The organism is Pseudomonas entomophila, assembly GCF_029193575.1.
Taxonomy (GTDB): Bacteria; Pseudomonadota; Gammaproteobacteria; order Pseudomonadales; family Pseudomonadaceae; genus Aquipseudomonas; species Aquipseudomonas entomophila_G.
The window spans coordinates 129,656-154,989 of the sequence record NZ_JARGCS010000036.1 but is presented as its reverse complement, the minus strand read 5'-3'; the positions used below and the strand labels follow the sequence as shown (position 1 = coordinate 154,989).

Annotated in this window: 22 protein-coding genes and 4 tRNA genes; 18 read left to right on the top strand and 8 right to left on the bottom strand. The window is 66.5% G+C overall.

Features of this window, described 5'->3' with window-relative positions:
- Nucleotides 1–24: 24 nt before the first annotated feature.
- From P0Y43_RS17690 to P0Y43_RS17635, 12 genes are all read left to right on the top strand, one after another.
- Complete coding sequence (locus tag P0Y43_RS17690) at nucleotides 25–645, top strand: phosphoribosylanthranilate isomerase (RefSeq protein ID WP_275638561.1); 621 nt, start codon at nucleotides 25–27, stop codon at nucleotides 643–645.
- 253 nt (nucleotides 646–898) lie between these two features.
- A complete protein-coding gene (gene accD, locus P0Y43_RS17685) occupies nucleotides 899–1,792 on the top strand; it encodes an acetyl-CoA carboxylase, carboxyltransferase subunit beta (RefSeq protein WP_275638560.1) in 894 nt (297 codons plus the stop codon).
- Nucleotides 1,792–3,099, top strand: a complete 1,308-nt coding sequence (gene folC, locus P0Y43_RS17680; RefSeq protein WP_275638559.1) for a bifunctional tetrahydrofolate synthase/dihydrofolate synthase — start codon at nucleotides 1,792–1,794, stop codon at nucleotides 3,097–3,099. Before accD ends, folC begins: the two co-directional genes overlap by 1 nt.
- A complete protein-coding gene (locus tag P0Y43_RS17675) occupies nucleotides 3,083–3,751 on the top strand; it encodes an SPOR domain-containing protein (RefSeq protein ID WP_275638558.1) in 669 nt (222 codons plus the stop codon). Before folC ends, P0Y43_RS17675 begins: the two co-directional genes overlap by 17 nt.
- Nucleotides 3,752–3,893: 142 nt before the next feature.
- Nucleotides 3,894–4,448, top strand: coding sequence for a CvpA family protein (locus tag P0Y43_RS17670; protein WP_275638557.1), 555 nt, complete (start codon nucleotides 3,894–3,896; stop codon nucleotides 4,446–4,448).
- A 42-nt stretch (nucleotides 4,449–4,490) separates the two neighbouring features.
- Nucleotides 4,491–5,996, top strand: coding sequence for an amidophosphoribosyltransferase (gene purF, locus P0Y43_RS17665; protein ID WP_275638556.1), 1,506 nt, complete (start codon nucleotides 4,491–4,493; stop codon nucleotides 5,994–5,996).
- A gap of 15 nt (nucleotides 5,997–6,011) precedes the next feature.
- The gene (locus P0Y43_RS17660) at nucleotides 6,012–7,223 is read left to right on the top strand and encodes an O-succinylhomoserine sulfhydrylase (protein ID WP_275638555.1); all 1,212 of its coding nucleotides are present in this window, start codon (nucleotides 6,012–6,014) and stop codon (nucleotides 7,221–7,223) included.
- Entirely contained in the window at nucleotides 7,220–7,993 is a 774-nt protein-coding gene (locus P0Y43_RS17655) for an SDR family oxidoreductase (protein ID WP_275638554.1), read from the top strand. The genes P0Y43_RS17660 and P0Y43_RS17655 overlap by 4 nt, the downstream gene beginning before the upstream one ends.
- 221 nt (nucleotides 7,994–8,214) lie before the next feature.
- Nucleotides 8,215–8,290: transfer RNA gene (locus tag P0Y43_RS17650), tRNA-Val, on the top strand.
- Nucleotides 8,291–8,356: 66 nt separating this feature from the next.
- Nucleotides 8,357–8,433: transfer RNA gene (locus P0Y43_RS17645), tRNA-Asp, on the top strand.
- A 98-nt stretch (nucleotides 8,434–8,531) separates the two neighbouring features.
- Nucleotides 8,532–8,608 (top strand) — tRNA-Asp (locus P0Y43_RS17640).
- A 135-nt stretch (nucleotides 8,609–8,743) separates the two neighbouring features.
- A tRNA-Asp gene (locus P0Y43_RS17635) sits at nucleotides 8,744–8,820 on the top strand.
- A gap of 82 nt (nucleotides 8,821–8,902) precedes the next feature.
- On the opposite strand, the gene P0Y43_RS17630 is transcribed toward P0Y43_RS17635, so the two are convergent.
- The 4 genes from P0Y43_RS17630 to P0Y43_RS17615 form a co-directional block, all read right to left on the bottom strand.
- Nucleotides 8,903–9,883 (bottom strand): nucleoside hydrolase, encoded by a 981-nt coding sequence (locus P0Y43_RS17630; protein ID WP_275638553.1) that lies wholly within the window; start codon nucleotides 9,881–9,883, stop codon nucleotides 8,903–8,905.
- Entirely contained in the window at nucleotides 9,880–10,911 is a 1,032-nt protein-coding gene (locus P0Y43_RS17625) for a LacI family DNA-binding transcriptional regulator (protein ID WP_275638552.1), read from the bottom strand. Before P0Y43_RS17625 ends, P0Y43_RS17630 begins: the two co-directional genes overlap by 4 nt.
- Before the next feature lie 187 nt (nucleotides 10,912–11,098).
- The gene (locus P0Y43_RS17620; protein WP_275638551.1) at nucleotides 11,099–12,433 is read right to left on the bottom strand and encodes an OprD family outer membrane porin; all 1,335 of its coding nucleotides are present in this window, start codon (nucleotides 12,431–12,433) and stop codon (nucleotides 11,099–11,101) included.
- Nucleotides 12,434–12,548: 115 nt separating this feature from the next.
- Nucleotides 12,549–13,940, bottom strand: a complete 1,392-nt coding sequence (locus tag P0Y43_RS17615) for an MFS transporter (protein ID WP_275638550.1) — start codon at nucleotides 13,938–13,940, stop codon at nucleotides 12,549–12,551.
- Between the two features lie 400 nt (nucleotides 13,941–14,340).
- Here P0Y43_RS17615 and P0Y43_RS17610 point away from each other — a divergent pair, with 400 nt between their 5' ends.
- Nucleotides 14,341–15,174, top strand: a complete 834-nt coding sequence (locus P0Y43_RS17610; RefSeq protein WP_275638549.1) for a DUF2242 domain-containing protein — start codon at nucleotides 14,341–14,343, stop codon at nucleotides 15,172–15,174.
- 285 nt (nucleotides 15,175–15,459) lie between these two features.
- Here the strand turns inward: P0Y43_RS17610 and P0Y43_RS17605 are convergent, their stop codons facing one another.
- A complete protein-coding gene (locus P0Y43_RS17605; protein WP_275638548.1) occupies nucleotides 15,460–16,500 on the bottom strand; it encodes an AraC family transcriptional regulator in 1,041 nt (346 codons plus the stop codon).
- 4 nt (nucleotides 16,501–16,504) lie between these two features.
- A complete protein-coding gene (locus P0Y43_RS17600; protein WP_275638547.1) occupies nucleotides 16,505–17,620 on the bottom strand; it encodes a carbon-nitrogen hydrolase family protein in 1,116 nt (371 codons plus the stop codon).
- Between the two features lie 200 nt (nucleotides 17,621–17,820).
- Here P0Y43_RS17600 and P0Y43_RS17595 point away from each other — a divergent pair, with 200 nt between their 5' ends.
- A complete protein-coding gene (locus P0Y43_RS17595) occupies nucleotides 17,821–19,857 on the top strand; it encodes an NADPH-dependent 2,4-dienoyl-CoA reductase (RefSeq protein ID WP_275638546.1) in 2,037 nt (678 codons plus the stop codon).
- Nucleotides 19,858–19,988: 131 nt separating this feature from the next.
- Nucleotides 19,989–20,876, top strand: a complete 888-nt coding sequence (locus P0Y43_RS17590) for a 1-aminocyclopropane-1-carboxylate deaminase/D-cysteine desulfhydrase (protein ID WP_275638545.1) — start codon at nucleotides 19,989–19,991, stop codon at nucleotides 20,874–20,876.
- On the opposite strand, the gene P0Y43_RS17585 is transcribed toward P0Y43_RS17590, so the two are convergent.
- Nucleotides 20,867–21,412: a cytochrome b gene (locus P0Y43_RS17585; RefSeq protein ID WP_275638544.1), complete on the bottom strand. Its 546-nt coding sequence runs from the start codon at nucleotides 21,410–21,412 to the stop codon at nucleotides 20,867–20,869. The two genes, P0Y43_RS17590 and P0Y43_RS17585, sit on opposite strands and share 10 nt — an antisense overlap.
- Before the next feature lie 167 nt (nucleotides 21,413–21,579).
- Nucleotides 21,580–22,539 (bottom strand): DUF1853 family protein, encoded by a 960-nt coding sequence (locus tag P0Y43_RS17580; protein ID WP_275638543.1) that lies wholly within the window; start codon nucleotides 22,537–22,539, stop codon nucleotides 21,580–21,582.
- A gap of 43 nt (nucleotides 22,540–22,582) precedes the next feature.
- On the opposite strand from P0Y43_RS17580, the gene P0Y43_RS17575 reads away from it, so the two are divergent.
- The 3 genes from P0Y43_RS17575 to P0Y43_RS17565 are packed head-to-tail and all read left to right on the top strand — an operon-like array spanning nucleotide 22,583 to nucleotide 25,328.
- On the top strand, nucleotides 22,583–23,473 hold the full coding sequence (locus P0Y43_RS17575) for an NAD(+) kinase (RefSeq protein ID WP_275638542.1): 891 nt from the start codon (nucleotides 22,583–22,585) through the stop codon (nucleotides 23,471–23,473).
- Nucleotides 23,473–24,444 carry a metallophosphoesterase gene (locus tag P0Y43_RS17570; RefSeq protein ID WP_275638541.1) on the top strand — a complete coding sequence of 324 codons (972 nt, stop codon included), beginning with the start codon at nucleotides 23,473–23,475 and terminating at the stop codon, nucleotides 24,442–24,444. Before P0Y43_RS17575 ends, P0Y43_RS17570 begins: the two co-directional genes overlap by 1 nt.
- Nucleotides 24,441–25,328 carry a rhomboid family intramembrane serine protease gene (locus P0Y43_RS17565; RefSeq protein WP_275638540.1) on the top strand — a complete coding sequence of 296 codons (888 nt, stop codon included), beginning with the start codon at nucleotides 24,441–24,443 and terminating at the stop codon, nucleotides 25,326–25,328. The genes P0Y43_RS17570 and P0Y43_RS17565 overlap by 4 nt, the downstream gene beginning before the upstream one ends.
- The last annotated feature ends 6 nt before the right edge of the window (nucleotides 25,329–25,334 follow it).

Sequence of the window (25,334 nt, the reverse complement as noted above, 5' to 3'; positions counted from 1 at the left end):
CCGATCACTCAAGGTTCGCTGTCCATGAGCTACGTTCGCACCAAGATCTGCGGGATCACCCGCGTCGAGGACGCGCTGGCCGCCGTCGAGGCGGGTGCCGATGCCATCGGTTTCGTTTTCTACGCCAAGAGCCCCCGGGCGGTGGATGTGCGTCAGGCGCGCGCGATCATCGCCGAGCTGCCGCCATTCGTGAGCACCGTGGGGCTGTTCGTCAACGCCTCGCGCTGCGAGCTCAACGAGATCCTCGAAGTGGTTCCGCTGGACCTGCTACAGTTCCACGGCGACGAAACCCCGGCCGATTGCGAGGGTTACCACCGGCCATGGATCAAGGCCTTGCGGGTGCGCCCCGGGGATGACCTGGAGGCCGCCTGCCAGCATTATGCGGGCGCTCGCGGTATTCTCCTGGACACCTACGTGGCCGGCGTTCCCGGTGGTACCGGCGAGGCCTTCGACTGGTCGCTGGTGCCGGCGCGCCTGAGCAAGCCGATCATCCTCGCCGGCGGGCTGTCGGCCGACAACGTCGCCCAGGCCATCGCCCAGGTGCGACCCTATGCGGTGGATGTCAGCGGTGGCGTCGAACAGGCCAAGGGCATCAAGGATGCGGCGAAGATCGAAGCCTTCATGCGTGCGGTGAAGCAGGCGTGACGGCGGATGTGACGGTTGGCTGCGCGCCATCGTCCATAGCTTTCGCAGCCCGGTGCTGCCCGGCCACGCCCGTGGGGGTGGCCATCAGAACACGCGACGCTCCTGGCGTCGGCGTACAGGTTGAAGGTGGAGTGGCGCGCGGGCGGTCCCCGTGGCCGGTCCACCATCGGTTTACAGAAGAATTTGAGCTCAAGGGCTGGGGCAGGGCAGGCAAGCCAAGACCCGCCACCGGCCAAAACGGGAGAAACAGAGCATGAGCAACTGGTTGGTAGACAAACTGATCCCTTCGATCATGCGTTCCGAGGTGAAGAAGAGCTCGGTGCCTGAAGGCCTGTGGCACAAGTGCCCGGCGTGCGAGGCCGTGCTGTACCGTCCGGAGCTGGAAAAAACCCTGGATGTCTGCCCCAAGTGCAACCACCACATGCGCATCGGCGCGCGTGCGCGCATCGACATCTTCCTCGACGCCGAGGGCCGTGCCGAGCTGGGCGCCGACCTGGAGCCGGTCGACCGCCTGAAGTTCCGTGACGGCAAGAAGTACAAGGACCGCCTGACCGCGGCGCAGAAGCAGACTGGCGAGAAAGACGCCCTGGTCTCCATGAGCGGCACCCTGATGGGCATGCCGATCGTGGTCAGTGCCTTCGAGTTCTCCTTCATGGGCGGCTCGATGGGCGCCATCGTCGGCGAGCGTTTCGTGCGCGCCGCCAACTACGCCCTGGAAAACCGCTGCCCGATGGTCTGCTTCTCGGCCTCCGGCGGTGCGCGCATGCAGGAAGCGCTGATCTCTCTGATGCAGATGGCCAAGACCTCGGCCGTGCTGGCACGCCTGCGCGAAGAAGGCATTCCATTCATCTCCGTGCTGACCGATCCGGTCTACGGTGGCGTTTCCGCCAGCTTGGCGATGCTCGGCGACGTGATCGTCGGCGAGCCCAAGGCACTGATCGGCTTCGCCGGCCCGCGGGTGATCGAGCAGACCGTGCGCGAGAAGCTGCCGGAAGGCTTCCAGCGCAGCGAATTCCTGCTGGAGCACGGCGCCATCGACTTGATCATCTCTCGTGAACAGCTGCGCCCGCGCCTGGCGCGTTTGCTGGCGCAGATGACCGGCCAAGCGACTCCGGAGCAGGCCAAAGAGGTCGCCGCGGTCGCGTGATGAGCCAGCGTAGCCTGGGCGAGTGGCTCGCCTACCTCGAGCAGTTGCACCCCTCGGCCATCGACATGGGCCTGGAGCGTTCGCAACAGGTCTTGGCGCGGCTCGGCCTGGGCCGCCTGGCGCCACGTGTGGTGACCGTCACCGGCACCAATGGCAAAGGCTCGACCTGTGCCTTCGTGGCCTCGTTGCTGCGTGCCCAGGGCCTCAAGGTCGGCGTGTACAGCTCGCCGCACTTGCTGCGTTACAACGAACGGGTGCTCATCGACGGGCGTGAAGCCAGCGATGAGCAACTGTGCGAAGCCTTCGCCGCCGTCGAGGCGGCACGTGGCGAGACTTCCCTCACCTATTTCGAGATGGGCACCCTGGCGGCATTCTGGTTGTTCCATCAGTCGGCGCTGGATGCCGTTGTGCTCGAGGTCGGTCTCGGCGGTCGGTTGGATACGGTCAACCTGGTCGACGCCGATTTCTCGCTGGTCACCAGCATTGGCGTGGATCATGCCGAGTACCTGGGAAACACCCGCGAGTCGGTGGCTTTCGAGAAGGCCGGCATCTTCCGTCAGGGCAAGGCGGCCCTGTGTGGCGATCTCGACCCGCCGCAACCGCTGCTGGACAAGGCCCGCGAGCTGGCATGCCCGTTTTTCCTGCGAGGTCGCGATTTCGACCTGGCCAGCACCGAGCATCACTGGCAGTGGCGCGGGCGCACGGCCGATGGCTCGCCGGTCGAATTGCACGACTTGCCGCTGCTCGACCTGCCGATGGAAAACGCAGCGCTGGCATTGCAAGCCTACCTTTTGATGGGCTTGCCTTGGGATGCCGCGCGTATCACCCAGGCGCTTCTGGCTACCCGGATCACCGGGCGGTTGGACCGTCGGACGCTGTTCTGGCAGGGCAAGCGCGTCGAGTTGTTGCTGGATGTCGGCCACAACCCTCACGCTGCCGAATATCTGGCCCGTCGTTTGGCAGCCCGGCCGCCGCGTGGCCGGCGCCTGGCGGTGTTTGGCCTGTTGGCCGACAAAGACCTCAGCGGCGTCATCGCGCCGCTGCGTGGTCTGGTCGAGCAATGGGCAGTGGCGCCGCTGGAAACGCCCCGCAGCCGTCCGGCTGCCGAGCTTGCCGATGCCTTGACGAACCTCGGCGCTACGGTGAAGTCTTACCCCAGCGTCGACGCTGCCTTGGAAGGGCAGTGCGCGCAGGCGACGGCGGATGACCAGATCCTGCTGTTCGGTTCGTTTTTCTGCGTCGGCCAGGCTCTGGAATGGCTCGAACGGCAGACCCAGGAGGGTGGAGTAGATGGCAGTGCTGGATAAGGGAATGAAGCAGCGCATGGTCGGTGCGCTGGTGCTGGTGGCACTGGCGGTGATCTTCTTGCCGATGCTGTTCACCCGCGAGGACGAGATGCGCCAGGTGCGTGTCCAGGCGCCAGAGGCGCCGGCAATGCCGAGCCTGCCCGAGGTCAAGGTCGAGCCGGTGCAGGTGCCGGAGCCGCAGGTGCTGCCGGATCCGTCCGAGCAGGCGCCAGTGGTGGTCAACGAATCCAGCGCACCGGTCGCTGCGCCGAGCCAGCCAATCGCTCCAGCGCCTCAGGCTCCGGCCATCAAGCCACAGCCCTCGGCACCGGCTGCGGTGGCGAAGGTCGAGGCGCGTCCTGCACCGGCGCCAGTAGCCACTGCCGCGACCTCGACGAAACCTGCCGCGGCGGCGAAGATCGACGGCAACGGCCTGCCGGTGAGCTGGTCGATCCAGCTGGCCAGCCTGTCCAACCGTGCCGGTGCCGACAACCTGCAGAAAACCCTGCGTAGCCAGGGTTACAACGCCTATATTCGCTCCTCCGACGGCATGAACCGAGTGTTCGTCGGGCCGCTGATCGAGCGCGCCGAGGCCGAGCGCCTGCGTGACGTGATCAATCGCCAGCAGAACCTCAAGGGGATCGTGGTCAGGTTCCAGCCAGAGCGCGGCTGACCTGTATCGCTGCTGTCCCATTCGCGGGCCCGCCTGCGAATGGGACGCAACATCCCACCCAGGCGCAGACCCCGACATTCCGCTTACCCCAAGCCCTCCGCTCTGGTAAAATGCGCCGCCTCAAACGTCTGCAGGCAGCACCGTGGCATTTACCTGGGTTGATTGGGCGATCATCGCGATCATCGCCATTTCCTCACTGATCAGTCTCAAGCGCGGCTTCGTCAAGGAAGCCTTGTCGCTGCTCATCTGGATCATTGCCGGTGCCGTCGCCTGGATGTTCGGTGGGTCGCTTTCCCAATACCTGGAAAGCTACATCCAGACACCTTCCGCGCGGGTCATCGCCGGTTGCACCATTCTCTTCGTCGCCACCCTGCTGGTGGGGGCGATGATCAATTTCCTCGTCGGCGAGCTGATCCGCGTGACCGGGCTGTCCGGCACCGATCGTTTCCTCGGCATGGCCTTCGGCGCCGCGCGTGGGGCATTGCTGGTGGTCGTGGCCATCGGGCTGCTGAGCCTGGGGCCGGTACAACAGGACCCGTGGTGGCAGGAATCGCACCTGATACCACAATTTCTATTGGTCGCTGATTGGTCGAAGAACCTTATCCTGGGTTTCGCCGGTCAGTGGATGTCCAGTGGGATCAGCGCACCGGTTGATCTTCCGTTCAAGGAACAGTTGCTCGGGCCCACCAAGCCCTGAGCGCTTTTCACTCAAGTTTCATCAATGTAGGGGTTGCGTCGCATGTGTGGCATCGTCGGTATCGTCGGTAAGTCGAACGTCAATCAGGCGCTGTATGACGCGCTAACGGTCCTCCAGCACCGCGGCCAGGACGCTGCCGGTATCGTGACCAGCCATGACGGCCGGTTGTTCCTGCGCAAGGATAATGGCCTGGTGCGCGACGTCTTCCAGCAGCGCCACATGCAGCGCCTGGTCGGCCACATGGGTATCGGCCATGTGCGTTACCCCACCGCAGGTAGCTCCACCTCGGCCGAGGCCCAGCCGTTCTACGTCAACTCGCCGTATGGCATCACCCTGGCGCACAACGGCAACCTGACCAACGTCGAGCAGTTGGCGAAGGAGATCTACGAGTCCGACCTGCGCCACGTCAACACCAACTCCGACTCCGAAGTGCTGCTGAACGTGTTCGCCCACGAGCTGGCGGTGCGTGGCAAGCTGCAACCTACCGAGGAAGATGTGTTCGCCGCCGTATCCCACGTGCACAGCCGCTGCGTGGGTGGCTATGCGGTGGTGGCGATGATCACCGGCTACGGTATCGTCGGCTTCCGTGACCCCAACGGCATCCGTCCGGTGGTCTTCGGCCAGCGCCACACCGACGAAGGCGTCGAGTACATGATCGCCTCCGAAAGCGTTGCCCTGGACGTGCTCGGCTTCACCCTGATCCGCGACCTGGCGCCGGGCGAGGCGGTGTACATCACCGAAGAAGGCCAGATGCACACCCACCAGTGCGCCACCAACCCGCAGCTCAAGCCGTGCATCTTCGAGCACGTCTACCTGGCCCGCCCGGACTCGATCATGGACGGTGTGTCGGTGTACAAGGCGCGTCTGCGCATGGGTGAGAAGCTGGCCGAGAAGATCCGCCGCGAGCGCCCCGAGCATGACATCGACGTGGTCATCCCGATCCCGGACACCAGCCGCACCGCGGCCCTGGAACTGGCCAACCACCTGGGCGTGAAGTTCCGCGAAGGCTTCGTCAAGAACCGCTACATCGGCCGTACCTTCATCATGCCCGGCCAGGCCGCGCGCAAGAAATCGGTGCGTCAGAAGCTCAACGCCATCGAGCTGGAGTTCCGCGGCAAGAACGTGATGCTGGTGGACGACTCGATCGTGCGCGGCACCACCTGCAAGCAGATCATCCAGATGGCCCGCGAGGCTGGCGCGAAGAATGTCTACTTCTGCTCCGCCGCCCCTGCGGTGCGTTACCCCAACGTCTACGGCATCGACATGCCGAGCGCTCACGAACTGATCGCCCACAACCGTACCACCGAACAGGTGGCCGAGTTGATCGGCGCCGACTGGCTGGTCTACCAGGACCTGTCTGACCTGATCGAATCGGTCGGTGGCGGCAAGATCAAGATCGAGCACTTCGATTGCGCGGTGTTCAATGGTGAGTACGTCACCGGCGACATCGACGAAGCCTACCTCGACCGTATCGAACAGGCCCGCAACGACGCGGCCAAGGTCAAGACCCAGGCCGTCAGCGCGATCATCGACCTGTACAACAACTGATTTGGGAGTGACGGCATGACGGATCAATGGGATGCCGGGCGACTGGACAGCGACCTGGAGGGTGTCGGTTTCGACACCCTGGCAGTGCGCGCCGGTCAGTACCGCACACCGGAGGCCGAGCACAGCGACCCGCTGTTCTTCACCTCCAGCTACGTGTTCCGCACCGCCGCCGACGCGGCCGCGCGGTTTGCCGGTGAAACGCCGGGCAACGTCTATTCGCGCTACACCAACCCGACCGTGCGCGCCTTCGAGGAGCGCCTGGCGGCATTGGAAGGCGCCGAGCAGGCGGTGGGCACCTCCACCGGCATGTCGGCGATCCTCTCCACAGTGATGGCCCTGTGCAGCGCCGGCGACCATGTGCTGGTATCGCAGAGCGTGTTCGGTTCCACCATCAGCCTGTTCGAGAAGTACTTCAAGCGCTTCGGCGTAGAGGTGGACTACGTGCCGCTGGCCGACCTGGCAGGCTGGGAGAAGGCCATCAAGGCCAACACCAAGCTGCTGTTCGTCGAGTCGCCGTCCAACCCGCTGGCCGAGCTGGTCGACATCACCGCCTTGGCCGAGATCGCCCATGCCCGTGGCGCCATGCTGGTGGTGGACAACTGCTTCAGCACCCCGGCGTTGCAGCAGCCGCTCAAGCTCGGCGCCGACATCGTCGTGCACTCGGCGACCAAGTTCATCGACGGCCAGGGCCGTTGCATGGGCGGCGCGGTCGCGGGGCGCAGCGAGCAGATGAAGGAAGTCGTGGGCTTCCTGCGCACTGCTGGCCCGACCCTCAGCCCGTTCAACGCCTGGGTGTTCCTCAAAGGCCTGGAAACCCTCAAGCTGCGCATGCGCGCCCACTGTGAAGGGGCCCAGGCCCTGGCCGAGTGGCTGGAGCAGCAGGACGGCGTGGAGAAGGTCCACTACGCTGGCCTGCCGAGCCACCCGCAGCACGAACTGGCCAAGCGCCAGATGAGCGGTTTCGGTGCCGTGGTCAGCTTCGAGGTCAAGGGAGGCAAGGAGGGTGCCTGGCGCTTCATCGACGCCACGCGCCTGGTCTCGATCACCGCCAACCTCGGTGACAGCAAGACCACCATCACGCATCCGGCCACGACGTCCCACGGGCGCCTGACCCCGCAGGAGCGTGAGGCCGCGGGTATCCGCGACAGCCTGATCCGCGTGGCCGTCGGCCTGGAAGACGTGGCCGACCTGCAGGCCGACCTGGCGCGTGGGCTGGCGGCGCTGTGATCGACTGGAGGGGCGGCGAACCGGACCATAACGGTCGGGTGGCCCTCGTCACCGGTGCCGCTCGCGGCATCGGCCTGGGCATCGCCGCCTGGTTGATCTGCGAGGGTTGGCAGGTAGTGTTGAGCGACCTGGACCGCGCGCGCGGCGCCAAGGTCGCCAAGACCCTCGGCGCCAATGCCTGGTTCATCACCATGGATGTGGCCGACGAGGCCCAGGTCAGCGCCGGCGTTGCCGAAGTGCTCGGTCAGTTCGGCCGTTTGGATGCCCTGGTGTGCAATGCCGCCATTGCCAACCCCCACAACCACACCCTCGAAAGCCTTTCCCTTGCCCAATGGAACCGCGTGCTGGCGGTCAACCTCAGCGGCCCGATGCTGCTGGCCAAGCATTGCGCACCGTACCTGCGCGCGCATGCCGGGGCCATCGTCAACCTGACCTCGACCCGTGCCCGGCAATCCGAGCCGGACACCGAGGCCTATGCGGCGAGCAAGGGTGGCCTGGTGGCGCTGACCCATGCCCTGGCCATGAGCCTGGGCCCGGAAATTCGCGTCAACGCCGTGAGCCCCGGCTGGATCGATGCCCGTGATCCGTCGCAACGACGTGCCGAGCCGTTGAGTGAGTCCGATCATGCCCAGCACCCAGCGGGCAGGGTAGGGACAGTGGAGGATGTGGCGGCATTGGTGGCATGGTTGTTGTCGCGCCAGGCGGCCTTCGTCACTGGGCAGGAATTCGTGGTCGATGGCGGGATGACCCGCAAGATGATCTACACATGAGCTACGCGCATCGACTTGTAAGCTGCAAGAAGGGACCGCGAGGTCCTTTCTTTTTTGCAAGCGAGAAAATTGCGGGTGGCTGCATCGCTTTTCTCGCAGCCTGTGGCTCGAAGCGCGTAGCTGCTTTTTTACTTTTTTGGAAAAAAATTCAATGGGGCTATTGACTTAGCTTCGGTACCTGCGTAAATTTCGCGGCCTCAGCGAAGCAAACGCAACTAAGCGGGTGATTAGCTCAGCCGGGAGAGCATCTGCCTTACAAGCAGAGGGTCGGCGGTTCGATCCCGTCATCACCCACCACTTCCTGAGATTGTTCCTGGTAGACGGCTCGCAAGAGCTTGCCTACATGAGAGGAACGCACTATGCGCAGCGGTAGTTCAGTCGGTTAGAATACCGGCCTGTCACGCCGGGGGTCGCGGGTTCGAGTCCCGTCCGCTGCGCCACTTTTCTTCCAGATGGGTGTTTTCACCGGTCTGAGGTGCGAAGGCCAAGGTCTTCATGCCAGATCCCAGTTTCAAGCAGGCCACGGCCTGTACGATACGCAGCGGTAGTTCAGTCGGTTAGAATACCGGCCTGTCACGCCGGGGGTCGCGGGTTCGAGTCCCGTCCGCTGCGCCATCTTCGCTTCGAAGCCCTTGAACACTTCGAAGCAGCATCAGAGGCGATCATCGAGTCGCTTTTTTTGCGCCTGTAGCCAGCGTCATCGTTGGCAAACAGATCCCAGTTTCAAGCAGGCCATGGCCTGTGCGATACGCAGCGGTAGTTCAGTCGGTTAGAATACCGGCCTGTCACGCCGGGGGTCGCGGGTTCGAGTCCCGTCCGCTGCGCCATCTTCGCTTCGAAGCCCTTGAACACTTCGAAGCACGAAAAAAGCGACCTTCGGGTCGCTTTTTTCGTTTCTGGCGTTTGCCCTCACGGCAGGGCCAGGTACTGCTCGATCAGCGCCAGCAGCGCGCGGTTGTCCACCCGTCGCAACACGTTCACCAGGCCGCCGCTGGGCGGCGCGATGCCCACCTCCAGGCGCAGCGGCAAGCGGTAGCGCCAGCTCTTGCCGCGGGTGCGACCCGGGCGCAGTTCCACTTCCGTGTAGTACGGCACCGAGGTGGCGACCCCTGGGTCGAGCAGCCAGGCGATGACCAAGGCATCGTGTATCCAGCAGCCGGCCAGGCCGCGGGTGGCGATCGAATAGTCGATCCAGGGCCTGAAGGTCTCGCAGACGAAGCGCGCCAGCGGGGTGCCCAGGTGCCCGATACGGTCGAGGTCTTCGTGGGTCATCAGTGTCTGGGTGGTGACATCCAGGGGCGCCAGGGTCAGCTTGGCGCCGCTGCTGAGTACGCGCTGCGCGGCCTCCGGGTCGAAGCCGAAGTTGGTGTCCTTGATGTAGTCGTCCAGGGCGAATACCCCACCCATGATCACGATTTCCCTGACCGCCGAGGCCATCTGCGGGTAGCGTTCCAAGGCCAATGCCACGTTGGTCAGGGGGCCGATGGCGACCAGGGTGATTTCGCCGGGGTGGGCGCAGATCAACTGGCCGATGGCGTCGGCCGCCTCCTGGGCAGGGGCGGTGATGTCAGGCGGTGGACGCACACCGTGCCACAGGTGGGCCAGTTGGCGCTTGTGCACGGTGGTGTCCAGCACCTCGCGCCAGGGGGCGTCGTTTTCCCACAGCGGGTGGGTGCTACCTTGCACAACCGGCACCGTGCGGCCGACCCTTGCCATCAGCGCGCTGGCCACGTTGTAGCCCGCGGCGCTGGGGGTATTGCCAGCGACGGTGGTCACCAGTTCCAAGGAGAGCTGCGGCGCCGCGAGCGCCAGCGCGAGGGCCAGGCCGTCGTCGACGTTGGCCCCGGCGATCCCGTTGCCGGGGTCGCAATCGATGATCAAGCGTTTCATTGCACCTTCTCAGGCGCACCGCGCGGGCATCCGCAGGACTCGCCAAGCACCAGCTGGTGGGAAAACTCCTGCAGCCTGACGTGGCCGTCCCAGGCCAGCAGCATGGCGATGGCGGCCTTGGCCATGGCCTTGACCGGCTGGCGCACGGTGGTCAATGAGGGCACTTGGAACGCGGCTTCCTCGGTGCCGTTGAAGCACACCAGGGCGACGTCCTCGGGCACCTTGAAGCCCTGTTCCGAAAGCGCGCGCAAGCAGCCGATGGCCTGGGCTTCGTTGGAGCAGAACAGTGCGCGTGGCGGGCGGCCGCTGGCCAGTAGGCGCAAGGTGGCGTCGTAGCCGCCCTGGCGTGTGTAGCTCGCCGGGCAGATCCATTCGGCGCGTTCGCTGATGCCCTGTTCCATGAGGGCATCGCGCCAACCGGTCAAGCGGTCCTGCGCGTTGAGCATCTCCAGCGGCCCGCAGAGGATACCGGCCTCGCGGTAACCGTGGCTGAGCAGGTGGGCGGTGACCTGTCGCGCCGCGGCGCGTTCGTCGACCCGCAGCATGTTCACCGAAAGGTTCGGGTCGACTCGGTCGAGCATCACGAATGGCGTGCCGCTGGCGCGGATCAGGTCGATGTGCGGGTGACGGTCGACGCTGGTGTAGAACAGCCCGTCGACCCGCTGGCTGAGCAGCGTGTTGATCAGGTCCAGTTCGCGCTTGCGGCAGTCACCGGAGTCGCCGAGCAGGATCACCAGCCCGTTGTCCAGCGCCTCCTGCTGCAAGGCATGGGCGAACGAGGCGATGAAGGTGTTGGCGATGTTCGGCACGATCAGGCCGTAGGTCCGGGTCTTGCCTGAGGCCAGGGCCTGGGCCACGCCATTGGGGCGGTAGCCGGTGCTGGCGATGGCCTCCAGCACGCGCTGGCGGGTGGCCTTGGCGACGGGCTTGGGACCGTTGTTGATCACGTAGCTGACCACCGCGACCGACGTGCCGGCCAGGCGCGCCACATCGTCGCGGGTCACGCGGGGAGGGGAGTGTTTCGTCAAGTCGACCTGCCTTTGCGTTGGGGAAAACGGCGATTGCCGGGCAGCGTGGCAAGAATCTACCCGCGTAGACTCTTGCCGCAAAAAAGAAGAGGGGCTGCGTGCCGGGGTGCCCGGTCACCTGTGCCTACTCTTGCCGTGGGTCATTATCGCTGCGGTTTTGTTTCAGTTTGATGATCCGCCGCTGGCCTCAGAACAGCGCGTAGGTGTAGTTGAAGATCAGCCGCGCCTGGTCCACCGCCGCCACGTTGGGGATGCCGCTGCGGTAGCTGCCCTGGCGCAGGGAGGCGCCGAGGCCCTTGAGCCAGCCGCTTTGCACCACGTAGTCGATGCGCATGTCGCGCTCCCACTCCGAGTAACGCGACTCGCCGTCGGCCGAGCGGATGTTGTCGGCGTGCAGGTACAGCGCCGACGCGGTGAGCCCGGGCACGCCCAGGGCGGCGAAGTCGTAGCTGTACTGGGCGAAGTTGGTGTTTTCCCCGGCGCGGATGAACGAGTTGGCCATCACGTCGGTGATCAGGTAGACGCTGGCGCCACCGTTGCCTTCGTTGTTGCCGGCGCCGCCCTTGACGCTGCCCTGGTTGAGGAATGCCGCGCCGCCGGAGTCGGACACCTGCTGGCGCCCGAGCATGAAGGCGCTGCCACCCCAGTAGTAGGTGAATGCGGCGCTCCAGGTGCGGTTGTCGACTTCACCCGGGCTGCTGGCATAGCCGCCGTTGTTGTTGAACAGGTAGCCGGCGCTGCCGTTCTTGCCTTGGCCGGTGCTGTTGAACCCGCGCAGGTCGGTCTTGAACTTGCGGCCTTCCCCCAGCGGCGTGACGTTCAGCAGGCCGAGGAAGTCCTGGCGGTAATAGTCGCTCAGGTCGGCATGGTAGTACTGCAAGGTGGTGTTGGGGGTGACCTTCCAGTCGCCGCCGGCGTAGGTGAATTCATTGCTCGCGCGGCTGCCTCCGGCGACGGCGAGCCCGGTGGCATTGGACGAGGCGCGCCCGGTGGAGCGGCTCAGTTGCCCGGCGTTGAGGGTGAGGTCGTCGATTTCCCGCGAGGTCAGGGTCACGCCCTCGAAGGTCTGCGGCAGCAGGCGGCCATCGTTGGCCACCAGGATCGGCAGGTTGGGTAACAGCGCCCCGCCGGCGTGCAGTTCGGTTTTCGAGAGCCGCAACTTGGCATTGCCGGCCAGGCGGCTCCAGCTGTCGACCGGGGTGCCATCGGTGCTCACGGGGACGAACGAGTTGCTGGTGCCGGGGTTGGCATGCTGGATGCCACCGGACAGGTTGAGCCCCTGCAGCGCCTGGACATCCAGACCGAGGCCGAGGGTGCCCTGGGTGAAGCCCGATTGGTAATCGAGCTTGAAGCCTTGTGCCAGTTCGTCTTGGTCGACGCCCGGGGCGTTAGGGTTGTCGCTGCGCAGGTAGTAGGTGCGCGCGCTGAGGCTGGCCTTGCCGTCGTCGAGAAAGCCGGCGGCCAGTGCCTGTTGTGCCAGGGCGCTGGTGGCCAGTGCCAGGGCGAATGCGGGTTTGTTCATCGAATGCTCCTTCAGTTTCTTGCCGTTCTACGGGCATGGCTTCGCCGGGCCGTCGAAACGCAGCCAAGCGAGTTCTCGCCTTCTGTGAGGCGTTACGGGGGAATTGCGGCGAAGGTTAGATGGCGTCTTCCACGACGTTGAGGTCGCGGCCGCGGGTTTCCGGGGCGATCAGCGTGGTGAGGAAGCCAATGCCTGCCATGGCCATGAAGTACACGGCGATCGGCCACCAGTGGCCTGCCCACGACAGCAGCGCTGCGGCGACCAGTGGCGCGGTGCCGCCGGAGAGGATCGAGCCCAGTTCCTTGGCCATCGCCAGCTTGGTGTAGCGGTTCTTCACGCCGAACATCTCCACGCCCCAGGCCGCTTGCACGCCGAAGATGCCCAGGGACGCCAGGCCCATGCCCAGCACGATGGTGGCAGTGATGATCAGCGGGTCGCGCGAGTCCAGCAGCAGGAAGGCCGGCACGGCGTAGAGCATCAGCAGCAGGCAGAATGCGCGGTATACCAGGCGTCGGCCATAGCGGTCGGAGAGCCAGCCGGCCAGGGGGATGATCAGGAAACCCAGCACCGAGGCGAGCAGCACCGCCTGGGTGGCGACGGCCTTCTCGACGCTAAGCACCTTCACCACGTAGCCGACGATAAAGCCCTGGGCCAAGTAGGACGGGCCGTTCTCGCCGATGCGCAGCCCCATCATGGTCAGGAACGCCCGGCAACCTTTCCAGCCACTGGCCGGCCGCTCGAGTTGGGCGGCGGCGATGACGCTGTCGCGTTGGGCTTGCAGCTCGGCTTTCCTGCGCTCGAAGACCGGCGTTTCGCGCAGGTTGCGGCGCAGCCACAGGGCTACCAGGGCGATCAGCGAGCTGCACAGGAACGGAATGCGCCAGCCCCATTCCTGCAACTGCTGTTGGTCCATCTGCACCACCGCCAGCCAGACCATCGACGCCAGCAGGGTGCCGCTGTTCGAGCCCAGGGCGATGACCGAAGCCACCAGGCCACGGCGCCGTGCCGGGGCGAACTCGCCGAGCATGACCGTGCCCGCGGCCAGCTCCGCGCCAGCGCCGAAGCCCTGGGTGAAGCGCAGCAGCACCAGGCACGCCGGCGCCCACAGGCCGATGCTGGCGTAACTGGGGATCAGCCCGATCAGGGTGGTGGAGGCGCCCATCAGCAGCACCGTGGCGATCATCACCACCCGCCGACCCTTGCGGTCGCCCAGCCAGCCAAAGAACAGCGCCCCGATCGGCCGCGCGACGAAGCCCACCGACCAAGTGGCGAAGGTCGACAGCAGGGCCATCGCGGGGCTGACGTTGGGGAAGAACACATCCCCGAAGATCAACGCCGCAGCCAGGCCGTAGAGGGCGAAGTCGGCGTATTCCATGGTGGTGCCCAGCCAGCAGGCGAGGGTCGCACGGTACAGCTCTCGGCGTCCTTGCGCGGTGGTCAGGCTCTCGTCCGCGGCGGCCTGCGCGGGGGCAGGTGTGTAGCGCGCGGCGCTTTCAGCAGTGGGCATTGAATAACTCCTGGTTCGAGGATGGCCCCGACAGGCTGTCGAGGCAGGGGGCGCCCGCTCGATCTCTGGGTGCTACGCCTATCTACGCGCGTAGATTCCAATCCTTGAAAAATCGGCCCGGGCGGGTGCCACGACGGCCGATGACAGAAATCAACAGAGCGACGTTCATTCGTTGCGACCCGGTATTTCGCAGCGGGTCGGGGCAGGATCTTAGGCAGGCTTGTGTTGCAGGCGCATGACGGTTCGGTTGTAGGTGAAAGGCGGTTATTGGCGATGAAGTCGACCGTCCCCGCTACGGAAGATTTACATACCGCTGACAGACTCTTCACCGATCAGCGGTTTCAGCGACCCTGCGATGTGATGCACAATAGGCGCCATTCGTTCTTCCCCGGAATTGGCAATGTCTAGATCAACCGTCGTCGGTGCGCTCGGGTTGGCCCTTGTGCTGGCCGGCGTTTCCGGCTGCTCCTCGAAAAAAGCCGCAGTGTACGAGCACGAGAACTTCGACGACTCGGGCACCTTCTCGCGCAGCTTCCCGGTCAGTGAGGCCGGGTCCTGCGAGGCGGCCCGGCGCGCGCTGCTCAGCCAGGGCTACATCATCACCAGTAGCGACGCCAACCAGGTCGCCGGCAACAAGAGCTTCCAGCAGAACGCCGAGAACCACCTGCAGATCAGCTTCAACGTGACCTGTGCCCCGGACAGTAGCGATGATCAGCGCTCGACCATGTTCGCCAACGCCCTGCAGGATCGTTACGCGCTGAAGAAGTCCAACACCTCGGCGAGCCTGGGTGTAGGCGTGCTGGGGTCGGTGTCGATGCCGATCGGTTCGAGCGACGACTCGCTGGTCAAGGTGGCCAGCGAGACGGTCACTGCGCCGCAGTTCTACGACCGCTATTTCGCCTTGGTCGAAAGCTACCTGCCCAAACCCAAGCCGAAGCAGGCCCACAAGGCCGAGCCTCAGGTGGAGGCGCCCAAGCCGGAGAAGCCTGCGCCTGACCTCGGCTTGCCGGAGCAGCCGCCAGCGGCGCTGGCGCCCATCGCCCCAGTCGTGGCGCCTGTGGCCGCCAGTGACGCGCAGCCTGCCGCCGTGCCCCCCGCCAGCGAAGTGCAGCCAGCGCCGGTGGTGAATGACGCCCAGGGGTCGCAGCCCATTGCACCGCCTGTCGAAGCGGCCCCGATTCAGGTGCAGCAGGAGGCGCCGGTTACCGAGGTGGCCCCGGCGCCGTCCCTGTAGGCGCGGGCTTGCGCCGCGCAGGCGGCGCTCGATTCCGCGGCGGCGTGGCTCATTGTCGCGGCCCCCTCGGATAACTTCCTGAACGCCTGCTACGTTTACCACTCATGGGGATGTCACGATTCCTTCATGCGGCCAGCTTAAGTTGACGGCACGAAAAGCGAATATCTATGAGTGAAGAGGACGCAGGCCGATGGACGACTACCAGGAAGAACTTCTCGAATTCCAGGCATATGAACTGGACCTTCCCGAGCCGGCGGACGACGCCACCGAGCTTTAGGCCAAGCCCTAGCCCACCTGCCGCTGATGGCGGCGAAACTCCCCCGGCGTCAGGCCCGTCCAGCGCTTGAATGCGCGCTGGAAGGCCTCGGCCGAAGCGAACCCCAACAGATAGGCGATCTCGCCGAAGGCCAGTTCCGTGTCGCGGATATAGGTCTCGGCCAGGTCGCGGCGCGTGTCGTTGAGCAGGTTGCGAAAGCGCGTGCCTTCGTCGGCCAGCTTGCGGCGCAAGGTCCAGGTCGGCAGTTGCAGGTGCCGCGCGACTTCTTCCAGGTCCGGTTCGCGCCCGCCATTGAGCAGTGGGCCCAGCAGATGGGTGATGCGTTCGCCCAGGCTGCGTATGCGGGTGCGCTGGGTCAGCTCCGCCTCGCACAACTGCACCAGGTGCTGCCAGGTGCTCGGGCAGTGCTGGGGGTTGGCCAGGTCGAGGCTGGCCCGGCTCAGGCGCAGTTGGTTATGCAGGGCGCCGAAGTGCACCGGGGTGGCGCAGAGCGCCTGGTATTGGTTGGCGTAGGCCGGGGTGTCGAACTCGATGTCCATGCGCTCGGCCTGCACCGGCACACCGGCCAGGCTCGACAGTTGCGCCAACCAGCCGGCCAGCACGGAATCGACCACGAAGCGGTTGTAGGCGTTGTACGGGCTGATCGAATAGAAGCGCAGCCAGGCACCCTGGTGGTCTTCGAGCACTTGCGACTGGCCACGGTAGTTGGCGGCATACAGCGGCTCGAACCGCAGCAGCGTGCGCGCTGCCTCGCCCAGGGTCGGCGCCTGGGCGGCGGTGACCCCGGCCAGGCCGGCCTGGGCCAGGCGGCTCAGGTGGCCCATGCGCAGGCCCAGGGCCGGGTCACCGCACAGCTCGATGGCGGCATGGCCCAGGTGCATGTAGCGGGGGATCGACAGGCGCGCACCGGCCTCGCCCAGACGCGGGGCATCCAGGCCGTAGCGTTGCAACAGGGGCGCAGGGTCATGGCCGAGTTGGCGCAGGGCCTCGCCCAGGGGCTGGACGAAACCCACCGACAGGTCGCCCAGGCGAACGCGTGGCCGGGTCATGCCGCTACAGCCACAGGTTCAGCAGGCGCGCACCCGGGCTGGGGCTGCCTGCCAACTGCTCGCCAGCCTGGTTGGCGAAGCCCTGGCCGTCGCTGCCTTGTTCCCAGAACTGGCCGCGCAGGAACACGCTCATGCTCGGTGCGCTGGGGTTGGCGCTCAGGGTCAGCTGGCGCCAGGCGTCCTGCTCACTGACGTCGCCCTTGCCCAGCGGCAGCCCAGCCGCCGCCTGCTGGTGGCGGTTGCCGCGCCAGGGGCTGTGCCAGCTGTCCTTGCCGCTGAGGAACACCGGGTTGGCGATCAACTGGGCCGACTGGCTGGCCAGTTGCTGGTAGTTCTGCGGGTACCAGCTGTCGCTGCCGACCAGCACGCCCAGGCGCCCGGCCGGCGTTTGCAGCACCTGCAAGGGCTGTTCGCCGGGTTGGATGTAGCGACGCATTTCGCTGTCCGGGTACTGCTGGCGCTGGGGCTGGCCGAGCACCGAGCCGTCGCCGGCAAACACCACGCTGCTGTTGAACAGCGGGCCGCGCCCGACCCGCAGCTGGCCCTGCTCCACGTAAGGGGCGGGCAGCACGATGGAGCCGGCCACCAGGGTCACGCCGAACTCACGGGCCAGGCCGCCGAACAACTGCTGGTAGTCCATCGCCATCTGCCGCGCCTTCATGCGCAGGTGCGCGTCCGAGCGGCGGTCGTCGCCAGTGGCCGCAAGCATCGCCAGGCCGTAGCGCAGCGGGTTGCTCAGCTCCAGCCACTGCCAGGCTTCGCGGTACTGGGCGACCTGGTAGAGCTCTTTCTTTTCGCCGCGGGCCCAAAGCCAGGTGCCGATGTGTTCGGGCAGCACCACGACCGTGCGCGCGTTGATGAGCCCTTGGCCACGGGCCTGTTCCAGGTAGGCCGACAGTTTGCGGTGCAAGCGTTGCAGGCTCTGGTAGTCGCTGGGGTAGAGCAGCGGCTCGATGCCCAGCAGGTTGCCGTGCTCGCCCGGCTGGCCATGGTTGAGCGCCAGCTCGATGCGCAGGTCGGACAGGTAGTGGCCCTCCGGGCGCTGCTGGGTCCAGAAACCATAGCCACAGAGGGCGGCGACCATCACCAGCGCCAGGGCGCTTGCCAGGAGTTTTCGCATGCGGCGGTACAGCGCCTCGAAGGGAACGGAACGGCTAGGGTAGTCCTGCTGTGCAGCAGGATCAATAAGTTGTCAGTTTCGATCATTGAGCGTGTTCAAACGCCTGTTTTAATGTCGGCCTCAGACAATCGACGGGCCCCGCCGCACTGGCCGAGGCAACCCGCATTCCGTGATCACGCCTCATGTGGAGTTCATCATCCATGGCTGCCGACCATTACCCGCACCTCCTGGCCCCGCTCGACCTGGGTTTCACCACCCTGCGCAACCGTACCTTGATGGGCTCGATGCACACTGGCCTGGAAGAGCGCCCAGGCGGTTTCGAGCGCATGGCCGCGTACTTCGCCGAGCGCGCCCGTGGCGGCGTCGGCCTGATGGTCACCGGCGGCATCGCGCCGAACGACGAAGGTGGCGTGTACTCCGGCGCAGCCAAGCTCTGCACCGAGGAAGAAGCCGACAGGCATCGTATCGTCACCGAGGCGGTGCATGCCGCCGGCGGCAAGATCTGCCTGCAGATCCTCCACGCCGGGCGCTACGCCTACAGCCCGCGCCAAGTCGCACCAAGCGCCATCCAGGCGCCGATCAACCCGTTCAAGCCCAAGGAGCTGGACGAGGCGGGCATCGAGAAGCAGATCGCCGACTTCGTCACCTGCTCGGTGCTGGCCCAGCGCGCCGGCTACGACGGTGTCGAGATCATGGGTTCGGAAGGTTACTTCATCAACCAGTTCCTTGCCGCCCACACCAACCACCGCAGCGACCGCTGGGGGGGCAGCTACGAGAACCGCATGCGCCTGGCGGTGGAGATCGTGCGGCGGGTGCGCGAGGCGGTGGGCCGTGAGTTCATCATCATCTTCCGCCTGTCGATGCTCGACCTGGTCGAGGGCGGCAGCACCTGGGACGAGATCGTGCTGCTGGCCAAGGCCATCGAGCAGGCCGGCGCCACGCTGATCAACACTGGCATCGGCTGGCACGAGGCGCGTATCCCGACCATCGCCACCAAGGTGCCGCGCGCGGCGTTCAGCAAGGTCACCGCCAAGCTGCGTGGCGAGGTGAAGATCCCGCTGATCACCACCAACCGCATCAACACCCCGGAAGTGGCCGAGGCGGTGCTGGCCGAGGGTGATGCCGACATGGTCTCGATGGCCCGGCCGTTCCTGGCCGACCCGGACTTCGTCAACAAGGCCGCCGAGGGCCGTGCCGACGAGATCAACACCTGCATTGGCTGCAACCAGGCCTGCCTGGACCACACCTTCGGCGGCAAGCTGACCAGTTGCCTGGTCAACCCGCGCGCCTGCCATGAAACCGAGCTCAACTACCTGCCGGTGCAGACCGCCAAGCGCATCGCCGTGGTCGGTGCCGGCCCGGCGGGCCTGGCTGCCGCCACCGTGGCCGCCGAGCGCGGGCACCAGGTGACGCTGTTCGACGCCGCGGGTGAGATCGGCGGGCAGTTCAACGTCGCCAAGCGCGTACCGGGCAAGGAAGAGTTCTACGAAACCCTGCGCTACTTCCGCAACAAGGTGAACAGCACCGGCGTCGAGCTGCGCCTGAATACCCGCGTGGGGGTGGACGACCTGGTCGCCGGCGGCTTCGACGACGTCATCCTGGCCACCGGCATCAGCCCGCGCACGCCGGCCATTCCCGGGATCGATAACGCCAAGGTGCTCAATTACCTGGACGTGCTGCTCGAGCGCAAGCCGGTGGGCCAGCGCGTGGCGGTGATCGGTGCGGGCGGCATCGGCTTCGATGTGTCCGAGTACCTGGTGCACCAGGGTGTCGCCACCAGCCAGGACCGCGAGGCGTTCTGGAAGGAGTGGGGCATTGACACCCAGCTCGAAGCCCGTGGCGGCATCGCCGGGGTCAGTGCCGAACCGCATGCGCCGGCGCGCCAGGTGTACTTGCTGCAGCGCAAGAAAACCAAGGTCGGCGATGGGCTGGGCAAGACCACTGGGTGGATTCACCGCACCGGGTTGAAGAACAAGCAGGTGCAGATGCTCAACAGCGTCGAGTACCTGGGGGTGGACGATGACGGCCTGCATATCCGCGTCGCCGAAGGCGAGCCGCAGGTGCTGGCGGTGGACAACGTGGTGATCTGCGCGGGGCAGGACCCGCTGCGTGAGCTGCATGAAGGGCTGGTGGCGGCGGGGCAGTCGGTGCACCTGATCGGTGGGGCGGATGTGGCGGCCGAGCTGGATGCCAAGCGAGCGATCAACCAGGGGTCGCGGTTGGCGGCTGAGTTGTAAGGGGATTTAAGGCCCTATCGCGGGGCAAGCCGGCTCCCACAGATACCCCACCGTTCTCTGGGCTGTGGTGAACCTGTGGGAGCGGGCTTGCCGCGATTGCGTCGGTACGGACACCTGCCTAGACTCGCCCGATGCACGCCCTCCCTCATGCCCCGTTGACGCCCTTGAACCTGCCCTGGCTGGAAGACGCCAGGGTCCAGGCGGCGATCCTGCGCCTGGACCTGATCGATCCGCTGCTCAGCGGCAACAAATGGTTCAAACTGCGCCACCACCTCATCGACGCCGCCCGCGTCGGCGCCCCCGGGTTGATCAGCCTGGGCGGCAACCACTCCAATCACCTCCATGCCCTCGCCGCAGCAGGCAAGCGTTTCGGCTTCGCCACCGCCGGCCTGTTGCGTGGGGAACCGCAGGACACGCCCACGGTGCGCGACCTGCGTGCCATGGGCATGCAGTTGCACTGGCTCGGCTACGCCGGCTACCGGGTACGCCATGCGGCGGACTTCTGGCTGCCCTGGCAGGCGCGCTACCCCGGCTGGCACTGCATCGCCGAAGGCGGTGGCGGCCTGGCGGGTGCCCAGGGCTGTGCGCTGATCGTCGAGCAGGCGCGGGCGCAACTGGGGGGGCTGGGCTGGGAGGATTACGACGCCTGGTGGCTGGCGGCGGGCACCGGGACTACCCTGGCCGGGTTGGTGCTGGCCGAAGCCGGAGTGCGCACGGTGCATGGCGCCTTGGCGGTGCCACCGCGCCATGGCGTGGAGCAGGCCGTAGAAGCACTGGTCGGGCGCGAGGGCTACGTGCTGCACGACGCCAGCCGCGGCGGCTTCGGTCGCATGGACGAGTCGCTGCTGGCGTTCATCGCCGAGACCGAGCGCCACAGCGGCATCCCTCTGGAGGCGCTGTACACCGGCAAGGCGCTCATGGCCCTGCGCGGCCAGGTCGAGGCGGGGGCCTTCGCGCCCGGCACACGCCTGGTCTTCGTCCACACTGGCGGCCTGCAGGGCCGGCGCGGCTACTTGTAGGGCAGCATGCGCAGCAGCGTGTTGTCGCGGCGCACGTAGTGGTGATAGAGCCCAGCCAGCGCGTGCAGGCCGATCAGCCAGTAGCCCCAGCGGCCGACGCGCTCGTGCCAGCCCTTGATGAACTTGGCCTGGTCCGTATCGGGGGCGATCAGTGCCGGCAGTTCGAGGCCGTAGAAGGGGATCGGCTTGTCGGCGGCACTGAGGATCAGCCAGCCGGCCAAGGGCATGCCGATCATCAGTAGGTACAGCAGCACGTGCACCAGGTGCGCCAGGCCCGTCTGCCAGGCCGGCGGCTTGGGCACGATCGGCGGGGTGGGGCGGGCCAGGCGCATGGCCAGGCGCAGCCACACCAGCAGGAACACGCTCAGGCCGAGCATGAAATGCAGGCTCTTCATCAGGTCGCGTTCGGCGCTGTCCTTGGGGAACAGGCCGCGCAGTTCGATGCAGGCATAGACGGCGGCCAGCAGGATCAGCATCAGCCAGTGCAGGGCGATGGACAGGCGCGGATAGTGTGCCGCGGGGGTGGATGAAACCATGGTCGGTCCTCGTCATCAGGTCTTGGAGGCGCTCTTGTTGGCGCCTGGGGTCAACGCTAAACGTTGAGTGGGGGCTTTCGTTGCTGTGATTGGTGTCGGGGTGGCCGGCCCTATCGCGGGGCAAGCCCGCTCTTACAGGCACCCGTTGGTTCCGCGGTCCGTACCCCTCAATTCGGCCAGCCGTCGCTCACCAGGAACACCCGCTCCACCTCCTGCCAGGCACCGTGCTCGTGTTCCAGCCGCACCAGCAACTGTGCCGGGGCATGGGCGTCCAGGCCCAGCATCCAGGCGCTGAAAGCCGGACGGTTCCAGCATTCCTCCACCCGCGCCGGCGCCAACCAGGCCTGGCGCGGCAGTGGTTGCCAGCACGCCCCGGCTTCAATCGGCCAATCGTGCCGATGCAGCCAGCGCCCGCGCAGGTGTTCGGGGTTGGCGCCCAGCGGGGCCTCGGTTTGCCCCGGCCAGGGGTAGAACAGGTAGCCGCCCAGCCACAGCTGCGCCTGTACTGCATCGACGCCCAGCCGCGCCAGCACCGCGCGGGTTTCGTCGCGGCCGGACAGCGGCAACTGGTGCCCGGCCAGGTGCGCGAGCTTGTGCCCCAGGCGGTCGTGGCAGCCCGGCCCCAGCCACTGTTCCGGGGCCCGGCCGTCGCCATGGCGAGGGCCGAGGTAGAGCTTGATCGCCAGTTCGACGTGGTGCACGCCGTCGCTGTCGCGCAGCAACAGGTCCAGCTCGCCCAGGGTGTGGCCGCCGTCGCGGATCGGCAGGTTGGCCGCCAACAGCTCGACGCCCGGGGCCTGGCCCAGGGCGAATTGCCACAGCGCCTCGTAGTACAGGCCCAGGCGGCCGCTGGTCAGGCGCGCCAGGGCGTGGCGCAGGGGCTGGTCATCCTGGTCCAGCGCGCGCAGCCACTGCACCAGGCGCTGCGGGTCGTGTGCCCAGCCGCTGGCCGCCAGCGGGTGGCGCTGGGGGCAGGGCGGGTGAGCCAGCAGCGCGGGTGATAGCAACACCCAGGCCAGGTCGCGCACCGCTGGGCGGCGCAGTTGGCGCGGCAGGTCGGAAAGCTCGGCGAAAGGCGTCATGCAGCGAGCATAGCCGGTTTGCCGCTGGCCGGTCGTTTCGCCCATAATCCCGGCATTGTCACCCGCCGCAGAGCCTCGCAGGAGCCCCATGGAGCAATTTCGCAATATCGGTATCATCGGACGCCTCGGCAGCTCCCAGGTGCTCGACACCATTCGCCGGCTGAAGAAATTCCTGCTGGAACGCCACCTGCACGTGATTCTCGAGGACACCATCGCCGAAGTGCTGCCCGGCCATGGTCTGCAAACCTCCACGCGCAAGCTGCTGGGCGAGGTCTGCGACCTGGTCATCGTGGTCGGCGGCGACGGCAGCCTGCTTGGCGCCGCCCGCGCCCTGGCCCGCCACAACATCCCGGTGCTGGGCATCAACCGCGGCAACCTGGGCTTTCTCACCGACATCCGCCCCGACGAGCTGGAAACCAAGGTCGCCGAAGTGCTCGACGGCCACTACCTGGTGGAGAACCGCTTCCTGCTGCAGGCCGAGGTGCGTCGTCACAACGAGGCCATCGGCCAGGGCGACGCGCTCAACGATGTGGTCCTGCACCCGGGCAAGTCGACGCGGATGATCGAGTTCGAGATCTACATCGACGGCCAGTTCGTCTGCAGCCAGAAGGCCGACGGCCTGATCGTCGCCACGCCGACCGGTTCGACGGCCTACGCACTGTCGGCGGGCGGCCCGATCATGCACCCCAAGCTCGACGCCATCGTCATCGTGCCGATGTACCCGCACACGCTGTCGGGGCGGCCGATCGTGGTCGACGGCAACAGCGAGCTGAAGATCGTGGTGTCCAAGGACCTGCAGATCTACCCGCAGGTCTCCTGCGACGGCCAGAACCACTTCACCTGCGCCCCCGGCGACACCATCACGGTCAGCAAGAAGCCGCAGAAACTGCGCCTGATCCACCCGCTGGACCACAACTACTACGAGGTCTGCCGCACCAAGCTCGGCTGGGGCAGCCGCCTGGGCGGCAGGGACGACTGATGCTCGATCCGGCGCGAAGTTTCGACATCATCGGCGACGTGCATGGCTGTGCGCTGACCCTCGAACGCCTGCTCGACACCCTCGGCTACCAGCGCGTGGCTGGCGTCTGGCGTCACCCACGGCGCCAGGCGCTGTTTCTTGGCGACATCGTCGACCGCGGCCCGCGCATCCGCGAGGCGCTGCACATCGTCCACGACATGGTCGAGGCCGGGCAGGCCCACTGCATCATGGGCAACCATGAATACAACGCCCTGGGTTGGGTGACGCCGGCGCTGCCGGGCAGCGGCAAGGCCTACGTGCGCGAACACACCCCTCGCCACGCCCGGCTGATCGACGAAACCCTGACCCAGTTCGCCCAGCACCCCGGCGATTGGCACGACTTCATCGACTGGTTCTACACCCTGCCGCTGTTCGTCGACGCCGGGCGCTTCCGCCTGGTGCACGCCTGCTGGGACCACAGGCTGATCGAGCAACTGCGCGGCCAGCACCCCGACGGGCGCATCGACCAGCACTTCGTGCAGGCCTCGGCGGTGTCCGGCAGCTTCGCCTCCACCGTGTGCAACCGCCTGCTGCGCGGCACCGACATGCGCTTGCCTGACGGCCTGACCCTGACCGGCGGCGACGGCCTGACCCGCGCGTTCTTCCGCACCAAGTTCTGGGAAGAAGACCCGCAGACCTACGGCGACATCGTGTTCCAGCCCGACGCGCTGCCCGAAGCGGTGGCTCGCACGCCGCTGGAGCCCGCGCAGAAGAACGCCCTGCTGCGCTACGCCGAGGACGAGCCGTTGCTGTTCGTCGGCCACTACTGGCGCAGCGGCCGCCCGGCGCCGATCCGCGCCAACCTGGCCTGCCTGGACTACAGCGCGGTGCTGTACGGCAAGCTGGCGGCGTACCGCCTGGATGACGAAACCCGCATCGACCCGCACAAGTTCGTGTGGGTCGACGTCGACCGCCCGCAGGCCAGCCAATGAACGTGATCGAAGTGATGCGCCTGCCGGTGAGCGTCGACCTCAGCGGCTTCGTCGGCATGCTGCGGCGCCTGGAGGTGCCGCACCGGGTGGTGGAGGAGGGCCGTGAGCAGGTGCTGTGGGCCCCGCCGGCCTTGGCCGAGAACCTGCGCGAGCTGTACCGGCGCTACCCCGAAGGCAACCCTGACATCCAGCTCGCCGTCGACCCTGTGGGAGCGGGTTCACCCGCGCATGCGCCAACGCGCCCCTCGCTGAAGGACCAGGCCCGCGCCTGCAAGGTCACCGCCGCCGTGCTGCTGCTGTGCATCCTGGTCGCGGGCCTCACGGGCCTGGGCGACAACCTCTCGACCATTGGTTGGTTCACCTTCCTCGACTTCCACGTGCAGGGCGACTACCTGTACTTCACCCCCCTGGCCCAGACCCTCGGCGAAGGCCAGTGGTGGCGCCTGGTCTCGCCGATGCTGCTGCACTTCGGCGTGCTGCACCTGGCGATGAACGGCCTGTGGTACTGGGAGCTGGGCAAGCGCATCGAACTGCGCCAGGGCCCCTGGGCGCTGCTGGGCCTGACCCTGCTGTTCAGCCTGGTGTCGAACCTGGCCCAGCATTTCGTTGGCGGCCCGAGCCTGTTCGGCGGGCTGTCCGGGGTGCTCTACGGCCTGCTCGGGCATGTCTGGCTGTACCAGTGGCTGGCGCCCAACCCGCACTTCAACCTGCCCAAGGGCGTGCTGGTGATGATGCTGGTCTGGCTGGTGGTCTGCCTGACCGGTGTGGTCGGCCAGCTGGGCTTCGGTCAGATCGCCAACGCCGCCCACGTGGGCGGCCTGCTCATCGGATGCCTGACCGGGCTCTTGGGCGGGGCGCTGGCCCGGCGTAAACTGTCGGCTTGATTTAGG

Coding starts and splice junctions, on each gene's coding strand:
- P0Y43_RS17690 (WP_275638561.1), top strand. CDS start 25: ATGAGCTACGTTCGCACCAAGATCTGCGGGATCACCCGCGTCGAGGAC.
- accD (WP_275638560.1), top strand. CDS start 899: ATGAGCAACTGGTTGGTAGACAAACTGATCCCTTCGATCATGCGTTCC.
- folC (WP_275638559.1), top strand. CDS start 1,792: ATGAGCCAGCGTAGCCTGGGCGAGTGGCTCGCCTACCTCGAGCAGTTG.
- P0Y43_RS17675 (WP_275638558.1), top strand. CDS start 3,083: ATGGCAGTGCTGGATAAGGGAATGAAGCAGCGCATGGTCGGTGCGCTG.
- purF (WP_275638556.1), top strand. CDS start 4,491: ATGTGTGGCATCGTCGGTATCGTCGGTAAGTCGAACGTCAATCAGGCG.
- P0Y43_RS17660 (WP_275638555.1), top strand. CDS start 6,012: ATGACGGATCAATGGGATGCCGGGCGACTGGACAGCGACCTGGAGGGT.
- P0Y43_RS17630 (WP_275638553.1), bottom strand. CDS start 9,883: ATGAAACGCTTGATCATCGATTGCGACCCCGGCAACGGGATCGCCGGG.
- P0Y43_RS17620 (WP_275638551.1), bottom strand. CDS start 12,433: ATGAACAAACCCGCATTCGCCCTGGCACTGGCCACCAGCGCCCTGGCA.
- P0Y43_RS17615 (WP_275638550.1), bottom strand. CDS start 13,940: ATGCCCACTGCTGAAAGCGCCGCGCGCTACACACCTGCCCCCGCGCAG.
- P0Y43_RS17610 (WP_275638549.1), top strand. CDS start 14,341: ATGTCTAGATCAACCGTCGTCGGTGCGCTCGGGTTGGCCCTTGTGCTG.
- P0Y43_RS17605 (WP_275638548.1), bottom strand. CDS start 16,500: ATGACCCGGCCACGCGTTCGCCTGGGCGACCTGTCGGTGGGTTTCGTC.
- P0Y43_RS17600 (WP_275638547.1), bottom strand. CDS start 17,620: ATGCGAAAACTCCTGGCAAGCGCCCTGGCGCTGGTGATGGTCGCCGCC.
- P0Y43_RS17595 (WP_275638546.1), top strand. CDS start 17,821: ATGGCTGCCGACCATTACCCGCACCTCCTGGCCCCGCTCGACCTGGGT.
- P0Y43_RS17590 (WP_275638545.1), top strand. CDS start 19,989: ATGCACGCCCTCCCTCATGCCCCGTTGACGCCCTTGAACCTGCCCTGG.
- P0Y43_RS17585 (WP_275638544.1), bottom strand. CDS start 21,412: ATGGTTTCATCCACCCCCGCGGCACACTATCCGCGCCTGTCCATCGCC.
- P0Y43_RS17580 (WP_275638543.1), bottom strand. CDS start 22,539: ATGGGCGAAACGACCGGCCAGCGGCAAACCGGCTATGCTCGCTGCATG.
- P0Y43_RS17575 (WP_275638542.1), top strand. CDS start 22,583: ATGGAGCAATTTCGCAATATCGGTATCATCGGACGCCTCGGCAGCTCC.
- P0Y43_RS17570 (WP_275638541.1), top strand. CDS start 23,473: ATGCTCGATCCGGCGCGAAGTTTCGACATCATCGGCGACGTGCATGGC.
- P0Y43_RS17565 (WP_275638540.1), top strand. CDS start 24,441: ATGAACGTGATCGAAGTGATGCGCCTGCCGGTGAGCGTCGACCTCAGC.